Source organism: Marinobacter shunpengi, assembly GCF_045449695.1.
Classification (GTDB): Bacteria; Pseudomonadota; Gammaproteobacteria; order Pseudomonadales; family Oleiphilaceae; genus Marinobacter.
In genome coordinates this window covers 551,473-567,233 of sequence record NZ_JBJJKZ010000005.1, presented here as the reverse complement: position 1 = coordinate 567,233, position 15,761 = coordinate 551,473, and the positions used below count along the sequence as shown (strand labels likewise).

At 59.5% G+C, this 15,761-nt stretch carries 12 protein-coding genes and 3 tRNA genes; 7 read left to right on the top strand and 8 right to left on the bottom strand.

Annotation, left to right across the window (positions count from 1 at the left end; all coding sequences use genetic code 11):
• Positions 1-3 precede the first annotated feature (3 nt).
• From ACJO2E_RS04515 to ACJO2E_RS04495, 5 genes are all read right to left on the bottom strand, one after another.
• A complete protein-coding gene (locus ACJO2E_RS04515) occupies positions 4-393 on the bottom strand; it encodes a fibronectin type III domain-containing protein (RefSeq protein ID WP_406962230.1) in 390 nt (129 codons plus the stop codon).
• A 254-nt stretch (positions 394-647) separates the two neighbouring features.
• Positions 648-723 (bottom strand) — tRNA-Val (locus ACJO2E_RS04510).
• Positions 724-738: 15 nt separating this feature from the next.
• A tRNA-Asp gene (locus ACJO2E_RS04505) sits at positions 739-815 on the bottom strand.
• 73 nt (positions 816-888) lie between these two features.
• Positions 889-964 (bottom strand) — tRNA-Val (locus ACJO2E_RS04500).
• Between the two features lie 181 nt (positions 965-1,145).
• Positions 1,146-2,096 (bottom strand): coiled-coil domain-containing protein, encoded by a 951-nt coding sequence (locus ACJO2E_RS04495; RefSeq protein WP_406962228.1) that lies wholly within the window; start codon positions 2,094-2,096, stop codon positions 1,146-1,148.
• Positions 2,097-2,319: 223 nt separating this feature from the next.
• On the opposite strand from ACJO2E_RS04495, the gene purE reads away from it, so the two are divergent.
• The 6 genes from purE (at position 2,320) to ACJO2E_RS04465 (ending at position 9,852) form a co-directional block, all read left to right on the top strand.
• Positions 2,320-2,814 carry a 5-(carboxyamino)imidazole ribonucleotide mutase gene (gene purE / locus ACJO2E_RS04490; protein ID WP_328185562.1) on the top strand — a complete coding sequence of 165 codons (495 nt, stop codon included), beginning with the start codon at positions 2,320-2,322 and terminating at the stop codon, positions 2,812-2,814.
• Positions 2,815-2,840: 26 nt separating this feature from the next.
• Positions 2,841-3,953, top strand: coding sequence for a 5-(carboxyamino)imidazole ribonucleotide synthase (locus ACJO2E_RS04485; protein WP_406962226.1), 1,113 nt, complete (start codon positions 2,841-2,843; stop codon positions 3,951-3,953).
• 228 nt (positions 3,954-4,181) lie between these two features.
• Positions 4,182-4,760: a superoxide dismutase [Fe] gene (gene sodB / locus ACJO2E_RS04480; RefSeq protein WP_406962224.1), complete on the top strand. Its 579-nt coding sequence runs from the start codon at positions 4,182-4,184 to the stop codon at positions 4,758-4,760.
• 256 nt (positions 4,761-5,016) lie between these two features.
• Entirely contained in the window at positions 5,017-7,104 is a 2,088-nt protein-coding gene (locus tag ACJO2E_RS04475; protein ID WP_406962223.1) for a putative bifunctional diguanylate cyclase/phosphodiesterase, read from the top strand.
• Between the two features lie 53 nt (positions 7,105-7,157).
• Positions 7,158-7,745 (top strand): LemA family protein, encoded by a 588-nt coding sequence (locus ACJO2E_RS04470; RefSeq protein ID WP_406962221.1) that lies wholly within the window; start codon positions 7,158-7,160, stop codon positions 7,743-7,745.
• 181 nt (positions 7,746-7,926) lie between these two features.
• Positions 7,927-9,852, top strand: a complete 1,926-nt coding sequence (locus ACJO2E_RS04465; RefSeq protein ID WP_406962219.1) for a M48 family metallopeptidase — start codon at positions 7,927-7,929, stop codon at positions 9,850-9,852.
• Between the two features lie 142 nt (positions 9,853-9,994).
• Here the strand turns inward: ACJO2E_RS04465 and gspD are convergent, their stop codons facing one another.
• From gspD to gspN, 3 genes are all read right to left on the bottom strand, one after another.
• Positions 9,995-11,989: a type II secretion system secretin GspD gene (gene gspD / locus ACJO2E_RS04460; protein WP_406962217.1), complete on the bottom strand. Its 1,995-nt coding sequence runs from the start codon at positions 11,987-11,989 to the stop codon at positions 9,995-9,997.
• Positions 11,990-12,185: 196 nt separating this feature from the next.
• On the bottom strand, positions 12,186-13,034 hold the full coding sequence (locus tag ACJO2E_RS04455; protein ID WP_406962215.1) for a type II secretion system protein N: 849 nt from the start codon (positions 13,032-13,034) through the stop codon (positions 12,186-12,188).
• Positions 13,034-13,828, bottom strand: coding sequence for a type II secretion system protein N (gene gspN / locus ACJO2E_RS04450; protein ID WP_406962213.1), 795 nt, complete (start codon positions 13,826-13,828; stop codon positions 13,034-13,036). Before gspN ends, ACJO2E_RS04455 begins: the two co-directional genes overlap by 1 nt.
• A gap of 384 nt (positions 13,829-14,212) precedes the next feature.
• Between gspN and ACJO2E_RS04445 the strand changes: the two genes are divergently transcribed.
• Positions 14,213-15,583: a tyrosine-type recombinase/integrase gene (locus tag ACJO2E_RS04445; RefSeq protein ID WP_406962211.1), complete on the top strand. Its 1,371-nt coding sequence runs from the start codon at positions 14,213-14,215 to the stop codon at positions 15,581-15,583.
• Positions 15,584-15,761 lie beyond the last annotated feature (178 nt).

Here is a 15,761-nt window from a genome sequence, read left to right as displayed (position 1 = left end):
GTGTCAGATTGTCCGGGAAACGGGCTCACTGGGCAGGCTGACCAGTCCATTGACGTCCTTCGTCTGCACCGCAAAATACCAGGTACCCGGTGCAAGACCCTGTACGTCATAGACGCACTGCGGCGATGTACACCCGTCCACGACTGCCTGCTGGTCCAGCTTGTCCGGATCACGTCCATAGCGAACAATATAGGCATCGATATCATAGAGGCTGATCTGCTCGCCATTGATGCGTTGGCCAGGCGCCTGCCAACTCAGCGAAACGGCCTGCCCCTGAACGGTAGAGGCTTCCGACGAGGAACCGCCACCAGACCCACCACAGCCAGTCAACAAGACCGCGAATACAACGGCGGCAATCCCTGCCCGTGATTTTCCAGTAACGTTAAACTGCATGAATGATGACCCCCGGCATATGCCATTTTAAAGAATTTTACAAAACTACAGGGGGCCAACTCTGTGCGCAAGATCCGTTTTATGAACGTAAATTGTAGTTTTCGTAAGGAAAATCGTTAAATCCTGAAAAGTTTCGTGACAACACGCAATTACGACATGTCGCAATATTTTCCAGGCAGGGGGCACCACATTACGCGTAGCGTTAGGCGTCACTCAGGAAAAATATAGATAGGAAAAAGATATAGATAGGAATATGGTGGGTGGTGCAGGGATCGAACCTGCGACCCTCGCCTTGTAAGGGCGATGCTCTCCCAGCTGAGCTAACCACCCGGGAAGGAAACTAAGTGGCGGAGCGGACGGGACTCGAACCCGCGACCCCCGGCGTGACAGGCCGGTATTCTAACCAACTGAACTACCGCTCCGCATTCTTGCTGTCCAGGCATCAGCCTGTTTCAGCAACCTCCATTGACCAGGGAAAGCCAATGGCCCGGAAAGTGGTGGGTGGTGCAGGGATCGAACCTGCGACCCTCGCCTTGTAAGGGCGATGCTCTCCCAGCTGAGCTAACCACCCACTTCCGGCTTGCGCCTCACCTGATTGAGCGGCTGTTGCCGTGTTCATCAACCAAGTGAGACGCGCATTTTAAGTATTTCTGGCACAGTGTCAAATGTTTCAGGGAAATTTCCCGAAATTTTTTCGAGCGCCCTGCACAACGATTATTTTTCAATCAATTCCGATGCTTACGAAAACTCCACTACTGCGCCCGAAGCTGATCCACCTGATCCTGCAGGCGCACCAGGCGCGAGGTGAGTTGCGAGCGTGAGGCATCCACGGACTTAAGGGTCTGTTCTGCCTCGTTTAACCGGCTGCGGGTGGCTGCAAGCTGCCGCGAAAGTTCCTCCACGCGACCGTCACCTCCTTCCATAGCCTGGATACGGCTTTCCAGTCCGTCCAGCGTCAGCGATTGCTCCTGCCGGAAGCGCTGCAACCGCTGGGCGACCCGTTCATCCATGGAGCCAAGGCGCTCCTCGACTCCCTCCAGGTCGCCGGAAAGCGACTGCAGGCGTTCGCTGTTCTGCTGCCCGTTCTGGCGGGCCTGCGCCAGCCCTGAATCCAGCTCCTCGGTGCTGGCCTGCAGTTCAGCAACCGCCTGCCCCGTGGACTCCAGGCTGGCGGACAGGGTATCAAGCTGACTGGACAGGCCCTGCTGTTCCTCGGCCAACTCAGCAATCCGCGGGCGGTTCCGCTCGTTTGAGAGCACCCACAGTTTGCGAATTTCGTCATTGGCTTCCGCCAGTTTGCTGTCCAGGCTGCTCAGGCGCTGGTCCATGGAGGAATCGGTTTCCTCCAGACTCTCACCGGTTTCAGACAGATCCCCCTCAAACCGGGCCAGGGCCAGTTTGCTTTGCCGGGCCCAGTAATCGGCCTCTTCCAGTTGCTCTTCCATGGCCTGAACCTGTTGCTGCATCTGCCAGCCAAACCAGCCGACGCCCGCGCCAACCAGTACCAGTAACAGCGACAACACCCAGACAGGGCCTGCGGAGCCCTTGCCGGACTTACCACTGGCAGCCGCGGGCGGTGCGCCCTTGCCCCCGGATCCCGAGGGCTGACGCCCCCCCGCCTTACCCGGTCCGGTCTTGCGACCATCACCGGCAATAGGGGCGTCAGCACGGAGTTCATCATCATCGGGGCGAATTGAGTCCATAATAACCTCTTGGTATCACTGCTTATGGCGACTGATCATATCCGTTTGCGGGCGCTTTCACCAAGGACGCATCATGCCCCCGGAGCAGGCCTGCATCCGCCCTTGACTGAGTTCACGGTTTGCATGGCAGTCGGGCAGATCCTAAAATGTCGGGCTTTCCCGACGCCGGGCGGCAGATCGACCACGCCCGCTGCCGTCACCTTTAATTACCGGGGACAACGCTATGCAACCGCTGGTAGGCATTATCATGGGCTCCAAGTCGGACTGGCCCACCATGGAACAGGCCGCCCTCATGCTGGACAGGCTGGGCGTCAGGTACGAAACCCGGGTGGTGTCCGCACACCGCACGCCGGATCTGCTGTTCGATTATGCCAAGGGTGCCGCGGGGCGTGGCCTCAAGGTCATCATCGCCGGCGCCGGTGGCGCGGCCCACCTGCCAGGCATGGTTGCTTCACAGACGCCGCTGCCGGTACTGGGGGTGCCGGTCCAGTCCAAAGCCCTGAACGGCCTGGACTCGCTGCTGTCCATTGCCCAGATGCCCGGTGGTGTTGCCGTGGGCACTCTGGCCATCGGCAAGGCCGGCGCCACCAATGCCGGCCTGCTGGCTGCGCAGATCCTCGCCACCCATGACCCGGACCTGCAGGGCCGGGTGGAGGACTTCCGCCGACAGCAGACACAGTCCGTACTGGACAATCCTGACCCCAGCGAAGAAAGCTGAGTCATGAGACAGACAGGAGTATACCGATGAGAATTGGCGTTCTCGGTGCCGGACAGCTTGGCCGGATGCTGGCCCTGGCCGGTTATCCCCTGGCGAAGACCTTTGTCTTCTATGACATGTCCGGAAGCCCCAGCGCAGGCTTGGGGGAAGTCATCATCGACCGGGATGGCAAGTACCTGGACGATTTTCTGTCCCGGGTTGACCGCGTGACCTATGAATTCGAGCACCTGCCGGTGGCGGTAGCCGAGGAGATTGCCCGGACCAAGCCGGTCCATCCGCAGCCCCGGGCCCTGCAGGTATGTCAGAACCGGGAAGCCGAAAAGACCCTGTTCAGCAACCTGGGCATCCCCACCCCCCAATGGCGCATGGCGGACAGCGCCGCCTCACTGAAGGCGGCCGCCGAAGCACTTGGCTGCCCGGTGGTGGCCAAATCCAACACCGAGGGCTATGACGGTAAGGGCCAGGCGGTGCTCCGTACGCCGGAGGATGCCGCCAGTGCCTGGGAATCCATTGGTCACGAACGGCTGATGGTAGAAAAGTTCGTTGACTTTACCCGCGAAGTTTCCCTGATTGCCGTCCGTGGCGAGGATGGCGAGGTAGCCTTCTACCCCATGGCCGAAAACGTCCACCACGACGGCATCCTGCGCTATTCCATCGCGCCGGCGCCGGAACTCTCTCCCACCCTGGAGGAGAAGGCCGACGGCTACATCCGTACTCTGCTTAACGAGCTGAACTACGTGGGGGTACTGGCCCTGGAGTTGTTCGAAACGGCTGACGGACTGGTCGCCAACGAGATGGCCCCGCGGGTACACAACTCCGGTCACTGGACCCTGGAAGGTGCCATGACCAGCCAGTTCGAGAACCATATTCGGGCGATCGCCGGGCACCCACTGGGCAACACCGCGGCCCGGGGGCTCAGTTGCATGGTGAACATCATCGGCGAGCATGGCGATATCGATCGCATCCTGGAGCTACCCTATGCCCACGTTCATCTCTACGGCAAGGGCGAGCGGTCAGGCCGCAAGCTGGGCCATGTCAACGTCCTCGCTGAAAGCTACGAGGAACTGAAATGGCGGGTGCGTAATGTCAGCCAGTTCCTGCCGGGCAGCCCGGAACTGGACTGTTCCCTGACGCGCTGATACCCCACGCCCTGGACTTGCGAATCGGCCGGGCAAGCCATCAGGGGGCGCAGCGAAATCCGCTCCCCGGCCCTTGAAAATAATCAACCAGCCCCGATACTTGTAGTCGGCAAAAAGACTAATGGACGCGGTTGCGTGGCAACACCATGGCAAGGCCAGCGACCTATAATGATCGCCGGGGGTGTCAATACCCTCAAAATACTGAGAGAAACCACGGAGAACGACCTCATGGCATTTGAACTTCCCGCACTGCCTTATGAAAAGAATGCACTGGAACCGCATATTTCCGAGGAGACCCTGGAATATCATTACGGTAAGCACCACAACACCTACGTCACCAAGCTGAATGGCCTGGTGGAAGGCACCGACGATGCCAACAAGTCCCTGGAAGACATCATCAAGAGCGCCAGTGGCCCGTTGTTCAACAACGCCGCCCAGGTCTGGAACCACACCTTCTACTGGAACTGCCTGAGCCCCAACGGTGGTGGCGAGCCCACTGGTGCCGCCAAGGACGCCATCGAGAAAGCCTTTGGTTCCTTCGAGGACTTCAAGAAGGAATTCAACGATAAGGCCGCCAACAACTTTGGCTCCGGCTGGACCTGGCTGGTCAAGAAGGCAGACGGCTCCGTTGCCATCGCCAATACCAGCAACGCCGAGACCCCGCTGACCGGTCCGGACAAGCCGGTACTGACCGTTGATGTGTGGGAGCACGCCTACTACATCGACTATCGCAACAGCCGGCCGAACTACCTGGAAGCCTTCTGGAAACTGGTAAACTGGGATTTCGTGAACGAAAACCTGGCCTGATTACCGGTTTTCGTCCCATCCGGCACCGGTATCGCACTGGTGCCACAGCAAAAGCCCGCACCCGTGCGGGCTTTTGCGTTTCCGTGCCCTCTCACCCATCCCACCATTACAAAATTAAACACTTAGCCACTGAAGATTCTGGAAAAATGGCACTCTAATCAGTGCAATCCGCAGAATGTTGTCCATACTTAGCTAATTGGTCAGGACCACCCTGTACGCTGGCGACAATGACGATCATAACAACCATGCGATAATCATGACGGACGAATTTTCAGTGCAACGCCGCCTGGGCTACAGGATTCTCCGCTGGGTGCTTTCCGCCGCAATCATCGCCGGAAGCCTGCTCAGTGTGGTCCAGATCGTCAGCGATGCCCGGCACGTTTCCTCTGAACTGGATCACCATGCCCACCAGACGGTGGAACTGGTGCGGGAAGCGGCCACCCAGTCCATCTTCAGCCTGGACGAGGCCCTTGCCAAACAGGTCATTGGTGGCCTGTTCGGTCAGCAGGAACTTCATAAGGCCGCCATCACCCATCCCGACGGCGAAGTACTGGCCAGTCATCAACGTGCCCTGAGCGACTCCCCCTACCGCGGGCTGACGGACTGGATGTTCGACCGGACCAGAACCTACACCACCGACCTGCATCGCAACGATATCCTCGCCAGTGGCAAGCCGGTTGTCTACGGTAAGCTCAGCGTGACCTATGATACTTCTCCCGCCGCAGCCGCCTGGCTGGAGCGCTCTGCCATGACCTTCCTGGTGGGCATCCTGCGAGCGGTGATTGTCGGACTCGTACTGTTCGTAGTGGTCCACTGGCTGATGACCAAGCCACTGCAAACCCTGGTGAGAGCCCTGACAGAAGTGGACCCCGACCACCCGGACCGACACCTGCTGGTTCGCCCCAGGGGCCACAAGACCGATGAACTGGGGGTACTGGTGGGGGTCATCAACAACCTGCTGGTGTCGATCCAGGAGAGCCGACGACGACACGAGGCCGCCGAGAACCGCGCCAATCAGCTTATCCGGTACGACCAACTCACCGGTCTGCCCAGCCGGGAAACCATCCTGACAACCCTGGGAACCACTCTGGAGGACTGCCGGGCCAGCCGGGGTCAACTGGCGGTGTACTGCTGCGGCATAGACGATTTCAAATCCATCAACGAGCAGCTTGGCTACCAGACCGGTGACCGCATCCTGCAAACCATGGCCGCGCGCATGGAAGAACAGGCCACCCGCCAGCGCATCCTCGCCGGTCGCCTGAGTGGCGATCAGTTCGTGGTCATCGCCAACCCGGTGGAAGACCAGTACGAAGCGGCGGAACTGGCCGAATTCCTGTTGCGGCTGTTCAGCGAACCGGTACGTATCAACGGCAGTTCATTGCAGGTAACCGCCACCATCGGTGTGGCCATGTACCCGACAGACGCGGCGGAACCGGACCATCTGCTACAGCATGCGGAACACACCATGACCCTGGCCAAGGCGGAAGCCACCAACCACAGCCGCTTTTACATCGCCAGCGTCGACCAGGAGATCAGAGCCCGTAAACAGCTTGAGAAGGACCTGTCACAAGCCCTCAACAACCACGAATTCCACCTGGTCTACCAACCCCAGATCAGCCTCCAGAGCGAGCGCATTATCGGCGCCGAGGCCCTGATTCGCTGGACTCACCCGGAACGGGGTATTGTGCCGCCGGACCAGTTCATCCCGCTGTCGGAGCTCAACGGCACCATTGTCGACATCGGCCAGTGGGTTCTGGATGAAGCCTGTCGCCAGGCCGCCAGTTGGGCAGCCTCCGGCATGCCACTGCGCATCGCGGTCAACCTGTCCGCTGTCCAGCTTCGCCAACCGGACATTGTCGGCACCATCCTGGCCACCCTCGGCCGCCATGAGATCCCGCCAGGACGGCTGGAACTGGAAATTACCGAAACCGGCTTCATGGAAAACCTGGAAGACGCCGTCGAAAAACTGCGCCAGCTTAACAGTGCCGGTATCAATATCGCCGTGGATGACTTCGGCACCGGCTACTCCTCGCTGACCTACCTCAAACGGATGCCGGTCCAGCACCTCAAGATCGACAAGCAGTTCATCCACGACCTGCTGGTCAACGAAGACGACACTCGAATCGCCAACACCATCATCGACCTGGGCAAGAGCCTCAACCTCGCCGTTATTGCCGAGGGTGTGGAAACCCACGAACAGGAATTCTACCTGCGACAGCGGGGATGCCAGATCGCCCAGGGCTATTACTTCAGCCGTCCCCTGGCCCCGGATGCCTTTCGGGAGTTTGTGGACAGCTTTCACGGAAAACTTGAGGAAAACATGGAGAATCAGCACTATAAATAGGCGCCAGGGAGCGTCCCGGAACACTCCCACACACCCACCAGGAACGGACCCTTATGATCTCCACGCTGATCGGCATTGCCGTAATCGCCATCGTCGTCATCTACATCGTCGCCATCTACAACCAACTGGTGTCCTACCGCAACCAGTTCAAGAACAGCTTCTCCCAGATAGACGTACAGCTCCAGCGACGCCATGACCTGATCCCCAACCTGGTGGAGTCCACCAAGGCCTACATGAGCCACGAGCGGGAAACCCTCACCCAGGTCATGGAAGCCCGCAACGGCGCCGTTAACGCCCAGAAAGACGCCGCGACCGACCCGGGTGAAGCCGGCAAGATGCAAAAGCTGGGCAGCGCCGAGAATATGCTCACCAAGGCCCTGGCCAACTTTTACGCAGTGGCCGAGAACTACCCCGAGCTGAAAGCCAACGAAACCGTCCAGCAGTTGATGGAAGAACTGTCCAGCACCGAAAACCGCGTCGCCTTCGCCCGCCAGGCCTACAACGACAGCGTGATGAGCTACAACATCCACCGGGAGAAGTTCCCCAATAACATCATCGCCGGCATGTTCAGCTTCAAGCCGACTGCCCAACTGGAGCTGGAGTCACCGGAAGCGCGGACTGCTCCGAAGGTGTCTTTTTAAAGGAAGGTCGCACCACTGTATGGGGACAGGGACCCGGCATCACTTTCCCGGACCTTCAAAAACAGGGACGTTTTTGAAGAGCCTCCAGGGACGGATTCACGGCGTGTCCGGGAAAGTGATGTCGGGTTCCTGGCCCTGCACCCAAGCCAGCCTAACTCCCTCCTGCTCCGGAATGTAAGACATGCCAGCACCCGGATTCTTTGAACGCCAGACCATCGCCAAACGTAATACCACCCTGCTGGTATTCCTCTTCACCCTCGCCGTCGCCATGATCGCCCTGGCCGTCTGCATCGTGGGCTACCTGGTCACCCGCAGTGAAACCACCGGCCTCCCCTTCCACCATTGGCTCCTGAGCTCCCACGGCCTGATAACTGCCGGCGCCGTTATCCTGCTCATCGTCGGCACCTCCGGGATACGCTGGATTGACCTGGCCGGCGGCGGCGAACGGGTCGCCAGAATGGTCAACGCCCGCCTGCTAGACCCCTCCAGCCAGGACCCCGACGAACGCCGCTTCCGCAACATCGTCGAAGAAATGGCCATCGCCAGCGGCGTGCCCGTGCCCCAGCTCTATGTCATGGACAACGAAACCGCCATCAACGCCTTCGTTGCCGGCTACACGCCCAACGAAGCCGTCATGGTCGTGACCCATGGCGCCCTCAACCAACTGACGCGGGATGAACTCCAGGGTGTCGTGGGCCACGAGTTCAGCCACATCCTCAATGGCGACATGCGCATCAACGTCCGCCTGATAGCCCTGCTGGCCGGCATCCTCGCCATCGGCCAGATCGGCTTCTTCCTGCTTCACAGCAGCAGCCATCGCCACTCCTTCAGCTCGGGCGGTCGCAATAACGGACGTGGAGTACTGCTGATCGTGGGGCTGGCCCTTGCTGCCATCGGCTATCTGGGCGTTTTCTGCGGCCGACTGATCCAGGCCGCGGTGTCCCGGGAACGGGAACGACTGGCGGATGCCTCCTCCGTCCAGTTCACCCGCAACCCGGAAGGCATCGGTGGGGCCCTCTACAAGATCGGGCTCAAATCCGGCTACCTGGAACACACCAGCCATGCCAGCGACATGAACCACATGTGCTTTGGCGAAAGCACCAAAATGGCCTTCAGCCGGTTACTGGGCTCCCACCCGCCTGTGGATGAACGCATCGAAGCCATCCAGCCAGGGCTGCTGACACGCCTGCGCAGCCGAATGCGCGACCTGCCCGCGGATCAGGTCACAGCGGCAGGCACCAGGGCACCGGAGCAGACCAGCGGTTTTGCTGGCAGTACCGGGTTTTCGCAGCAGGAAGAAACTTCCATTGCTGCCACCACCGGTACGGTCACCCAGGCGGGCGAACTCTATGCCAGTAAACTGCTGAACCGCCTGCCGGCCAATGTGCGTGAACTGCTCTACACCCGCTCCGGTGCCGTACAACTGATCTATGCCCTGCTGATCCATGACCTCCGGAAAGATACCGCCGGGAACCTTCTCAAGTACACGCCGGAAGCCATGGTGCTGCGCCCGGACCCGGCCCTGATCCGTCGTTTCCAGCCCACACTGGAGCGGGAGGGAGACAGCATCCGCCTGCCCGCCCTGGAGCTGGCCATGCCAGCATTGCGTAAACTCGACCCCGACGAACGTCAGGCACTGATCCGGCAGGTCGCCACCATGGCGGAGGCGGACGGTCGTATCACCCTGTTCGAGTTCGCCCTGCACGGCTTCCTGCAACGACACCTGGCATCAGATTCGAGTCGGGCGGTGCCGGTGCGGTACCGCAGCTACCGAAACGTCATCGGCGACCTCAATACGCTGTTCAGCCTCATGGCCCGGGCAGGCACCCGTAACCAGGCAGAAGCCAACACCCTGCACCGGCAGGCCGTTGCAAGCTTTGCCGACCGCCAGGGCGCCGACAACCTGGCGTTGGTAGAAAAAGTCACCGTCAGCAGCCTGCGGGACAGCCTGGGACGACTTAACCAGCTTTCCCCCATGCTCAAGCCCGCCATCCTGGATGCCTGCGCCCAGTGTGTGCGCCATGACGGCAGGATAGCCCCCAGGGAATACGAGCTGTTGAGGATCGTCGCTGACCAGCTTGACTGCCCCCTGCCGCCCCTCTCCTGACATTCCAAAGACCCACGGGACAAGCGGCGGCCCGCGATGGTCAACACCAAAACGGAAAAGGGCCACCAGCATAGCTGGCGGCCCCTGTCATTCCTGCGTTCCCTGGCCTCACAGACCCTATCGGGGTTCCGTTCCGTGAATGCTACTGCTCAGCGGCCTCCTCCTTGGCCCGCTGGGCTTCACGGTACTCCTTGCCCCGGAACAGCGTCTCAATCTCCGGTGGTACCTCATCCTCCTCCGGCAGGTCCAGCTTTCCACGAATATCCAGATTGATATCCCACAGCCCCGCATACTTGTCATCAGTGACTTCGGCGGACTTGGCCTTGTCCAGCATGATGGTGGGACGCAAGAAAACCAGGAGGTTCCGCTTTTCACGTCTTTCCGACGTGGAGGAGAACAGACGTCCCAGGATCGGGATATCACCCAACAGGGGCACCTTGCTCTCGCTGATGCGGACATTCTCGTTAATCAGGCCGCCCAGCACGATGGTTTCACCATCATCTGCCAGAACGGTCGTCTTGATCTCTCGTTTGTTGGTTATGATATCGGACGCATCCTCGACACTGTCGGCAATGTCTTCTGTCGTCTGCTCCACAACCAGCCTCACCAAACCGTCATCACTGATACTTGGCGTAACCTTCAGGGTAAGACCAATATCACGCCGCTCGATGGTGGTGAACGGGTTACTCAGCCCATCGCCGGCCGTCGCCTGTTCGCCGGTACGGAAAGGCACGTTCTGCCCCACGATAATCTCGGACTCCTGGTTATCCAGGGTGATAATGCTGGGCGTGGACAACAGGTTTGCCGCGGCCGAGGTAGACAGGGCCTGCAACAGGACGCCCCAGGTAACGCCATCCTCATTACGCTGACCGGCCCCCATGGTGATACCACCCACCGCCGGGGCAATCAGGCTTTCCTCAAGGATGGCACCGATGACATCACCAATACTGTTGCCGACGTTATTGAAGTTGGAACCAATGACCGGCGTAGACCCGCCCCCTTCGTCGGCCGCCGCAAATTGCACACCCAGGTCCTCGCCAAGCTGATCACTGATTTCCACGATAGCCGCCTCGATCATCACCTGGGCGCGACGAACATCCAACTGAGAGATGATCATTTCCGCTTCCTGCATCATGGAAGGCTCACCCCGCAACACCAGGGCATTCAGGCCCTCGTCCGCAAACACCGAAAACCCGGTGGTGTTGCGGCGACTGGAACCACCACTGCCGCCGCCTTCGCCTTCGGCTTCACGGACCACTTCGCCCATGACACCTTCGAGGATTTCGGTAATATTCTTCGCATCGCCGTGATTAAGTCGAACCACCTTGGTCGTGCCACCGGTGGCAGAGGGCTGGTCCAACTGGTGGATCAGGTTACGCATCTTGTCACGGAAATTCTTGTCGCCCCGCAGGATCAGCCGGTTACTTCGTTCATCAGCGGTGACACTGAACTTGCGGGAGGGGGACTCACCGCCACCCCCGGCACGCCCAAGCTCGTCGGGGGCCAGTTCCTGCAACAGGGTAACCATATCGCCAACCCAGGCTTCGTCCAGCTGGATCACTTCCACTTCGTATTCAGAGGGGCTATCCAGATCCCGGACAATCTCCTCGATACGCTCGATATTGTTGCGGTGGTCGCTGACAATCAGCGCGTTGGCGGCAGCCACACCAGCGAGATGCCCGTATTTGGCCACCAGCGGACGCAGGATGGGAACCAGTTCCAGGGCGTTGGCATTGTTGACCGGGATAACCCGGGTGATGAGTTGCTCGCTGGGCGTTTCAGCAAATCGGGTAAGATCCTCGGCGTTCTGTTTGGCATCCACCTGCTGGATGACCTTGATCACCTCCTCCCCGGGAATGGCTGTGAAACCATGCACCTGCAGTACCGCCAGGAAAAGGTCATAGATCTCGTCCTTGTTCATCGGGGCACTGGACAGGACCGTCACCTTGCCTTTGACCCTGGGGTCCACCACAAAGCTGTAACCGGTTATGTCGGCAACCTGCGTGACAAAGGCACGGATGTCCGCATCCTTGAGGTTCAACCGCCAGGTACCTTCCTGCGCCTGGGCCACAGTCATCAGCGGCAGCAACAGGGCCAGCGCCAGGGCCCGAAAAAGAGGTGTGGTGAGCTTAATCATGCAACGATCGCGTCCTGTATCGATGAGAAGCCTTGCGATGCCCCTGGGAGGAGCCCCGGATGACTTCAGGTCTGGCCGAAGGCAGCCGGTAAGTTCCAGAAACACTATGGCTTTCTGATTGTCTTTCGGGGACACCGCCCCCCGATCCTTCCTTACATGGAGCCATGGTCGGCTCCCCTGTCTGTATGTGGCAAAACTACTGTGGTAACGCGTAGGTTACCGTGAAACGGGCACCATCCCGTTCAACTTCCACCTGCAACTGACTTTCGGACCGCAGTGTTTCCAGTAGTTGCCGATCCTGTTCCAGGTCACCCAGCTGGTAGCCGTTGATGGCCGTGATGACATCGCCCTCGCGCAGGTTCACCGCCCGCAGCATGGCGTTGGAGCCGTCAAACACGTAGCCCTGTGAGCCGCCATCCTCCACCGGCTGGAGGCCAAATGCAAGTAACGCGTTCGCACCTTCGCTAGCCAGTCGTTCCTGTGCCTGATCCAGGAAATCCCCCGACGTATCATCGGAAACCGCCTCCGGTTCCATAGCGGCAATAGCCGGTCCTTCGCTGTCTTCGTCGAAGGCAAGGGACTCCAGCGCACCCTGGCGACGGATCAGTATACGCCCGGGTTCCACCTCCACAAGCTCGGCATTACCCGGGATGATCTCACCCACCCGATAATGGGCAGTAATGTTACCCCCGCTTGTCACTATAGCACCGGAGTTCTCAGGCCGCTCCGCCACCATCACCCCTTCCAGGGTCAGTCGCAGGCGGGTTTCCGGGGCATTGCGGCGTACCGTCTCGGGCACCGGCTGATTGCCGGCAGTCTGACCGAACAGCTCCATACTGCCCAGCGGGGCACTCACCCGGGCCGCTCCGCCGGCTGAGGGCGCTCCATCCTGATAGAGCGATACCACCGGTTTCTCATCCCATATCAGGAACCAGGTGAGCCAGGCTGCGCCCACCGCACCGTGGACCAACAGCCCCGCCATCAGCAGGTTGCCCAGCCAACGGGGCAGCCAGCCCGGCACCCTGACGGAGGATCGCCTGGCCATCAGAGCCGACCTCCCGGTACCAGGGGTTGCTGCACCTGAAAGATCACATCGCCGGGCGCGGCCGATGCTGACCATTGCTGCCCGGCGAGGTCGACCATGCGTTTATAGACACGAATCCCCATCATGCCATCAAAGCCGATGGTGGCATCGGCGGCCGGCTCTGCCTTCCCTTCCTCGGCAATCGTCAGCAGGACGCCCTGAGTCGTGTCCGCCAGCGTGGCCTGCATGGGCGGAAATACCGTGGTCTGGACACTGCCCCCCATGGGCCAGCTCACCTGACCACCCGGCCAGCGGCCAAGACCGGTCGCACTCTCCAAGCGGCCATCGCTGGCAGCAATACGTAAACGCTCGATAATGACGTCCCCTTCCAGCAGGGCGCCACCGCTCTGCCGGATCAATTCCTCGAACTCCGCCACATGGACACGCCCGGTGGCGTCCACAACCAGAGATGAAGGCCAACCCAAAAGCAGGTCACCCCGGACACGGGATCCCCCGGTTTCGGCGGTAAAGGCCACGGGTTGTCGCAGACCCGCGATATCCGGCCAGGACAGGTCCCAGGCGACTCTCACCGGGTGACGCTGCACCTCCAGCCGTGCCGCCCCCTGCCAGAGTGTACCGGATACCCGCTGCACCTGAACGCCCGGCGGCAATCCCACACTGGCGGAGACCTGCGACCAGACCCAACCAGCGGGCGTCCACGCCACCAGGGCCACGAGGTAGACCACCACCGCCAGCAATACCAGCAGGATGACCTTCATGGGCCTGAGGAAAGAGCGTTCGGGTGAGTCGGTCATCAAGTGCTGGATACCATTATCGACTGAATATCCACGACCAGACTTGGCAAGCCGGCGGGAGTTTGAGTAATTTCTGAATTATGGCAAGAACCTGCGATGACTTTGTGACATTGCTTCACAGGTTTCAGGCCAGTGGGCAGATTCTACGTGACCTGCACCCCGATTTGAAAATACCACAGAAACAAAAAAAACCCCGCCGGGATTTCTCCCGTGCGGGGTTTTATGGGCGGAGTCAGTACCCGGAAGTACTGTTCCGTCAGGCATCCAGGGGCATTACATCATGCCGTTTCATCACACCCTAACCTACTGAAACCATTGACGTTCAAGGGCTTGCGGCTACAATACTTCCTACATTATTTCCTACATTTTGTGCCGCCTATAGACATGAACGACCGGAAGCATCTCAAGCTACGCCACAACACTTGGTACTTTCAAAAGCGCGTCCCGAAGGCGCTGAAGCCCCTCTACCCCGACCGAGACATCATTGAGCAGTCCCTGGAGACGGGGGACATCAGGGAGGCGCGGGAGAAGCGGGACATCCTCCTTGGACAGCTACGCCAAAGAGAGCGGCTGTTGAAGGTTCAGGAGCAGCCTCGCCAGCGATTCCTGCAGTATGTAGACCAGCTGAGCCAAGTGGCCGGGGATCGGTTTGTTGGCCCAGGCGTGACTTGGGATGAGGTCTTGGACCCCGAGTCAGTAGGCCGAGCGACCGACCCTGAGTATGTGGAAGCATTCAAGGCCGTTGCGCAAGGCAAGTCGGAGAGTGAGAAGTATGGCGTGACCTTGAAAGAGGTGCTCGACTACTTCATCAGGAACAGTGAGCGTGAGCAGCTCCATACCGAAGGCACCAGAAGCCGCTTCAAAAAGACCGTTACCGCTTTCCTGCATTACCTCAACAGCAGTGATATCCAAATGAGCATGATCGAACGCTCCAAGGTGTTTGATTTCATCGAGCACTGTAGGGAGAAGCTGTCAGGAGCAACTGTGCAGGGCCATATATCACGTCTAAAGACGTTGTGGGACTACGCCTATGCTCGGGCCTGGGTATCGGCTGACAACCCCTTCGAGAAGCACAAGATCAACACCACCAAGGGGCGTCAGAAGAAACAGCCTTTCACATCCCCCGAGCTGAGAAATCTCATGGCAGCCATGGAGCGCCAGCCTTTCTCGATGCAGCTTCTAACCCGGATGGGGCTCTACACCGGGGCTCGGATCAGCGAGTTGGTCAGCCTGAGGCTCCATGACTTCAAGAAAGAAGATGGCGTTCTTCTCATGGGTATAGCCTCGCAGGAGGACGGCAAGACAGAAGCAGCGACCCGATGGATTCCGGTGCCGAAGCCTTGCCTCCCCCAAGTTGAGAAACTCAGGACGGACTCAGCCGATGCGGGCTCGGAATACCTCTTCCATGATCTGGTGAGCATTCGACCGGATGGACGGCTTGCCTATCTGGCTACCAAGCGATTCGGCGAGATCAAGCGAAAGCACGTAACCGAGCGGCAGGACAAAGGCTTCCATTCATTTCGGGTAATGATGGCGACAGCATTGCAACAGGGCGATGTCTCGGAGTTGGTAGCTGCCTACCTCCTCGGCCACAGTCGTAAGGGGCTCACCATGAGCTATGGCTATTACAGCAAAGGCTATGATGCCAAGAGGCTTCAGGAAGCACAGGATCGTGCAATCGCAGTGATTGACGAGACCCTTAGCAAGGAATCCTACCCGGCCATCACCCAACCGCAACACGCTGAGGCCGTGTAATCCCGTACCCAGGTTCACCGACGGAGGGGAGATCCCTGAACAGCAACGTGTAAGATCGCTGCAAGATCGGCGACGTTCGATTAGGGCCCAGTTATGGAGAACAACACAGAGAAGCGATGACTGGCAATTAAGTGACAGTCTAAGAGAAGAGGAACGCATGTTCCCGGCTCTGTGTTTC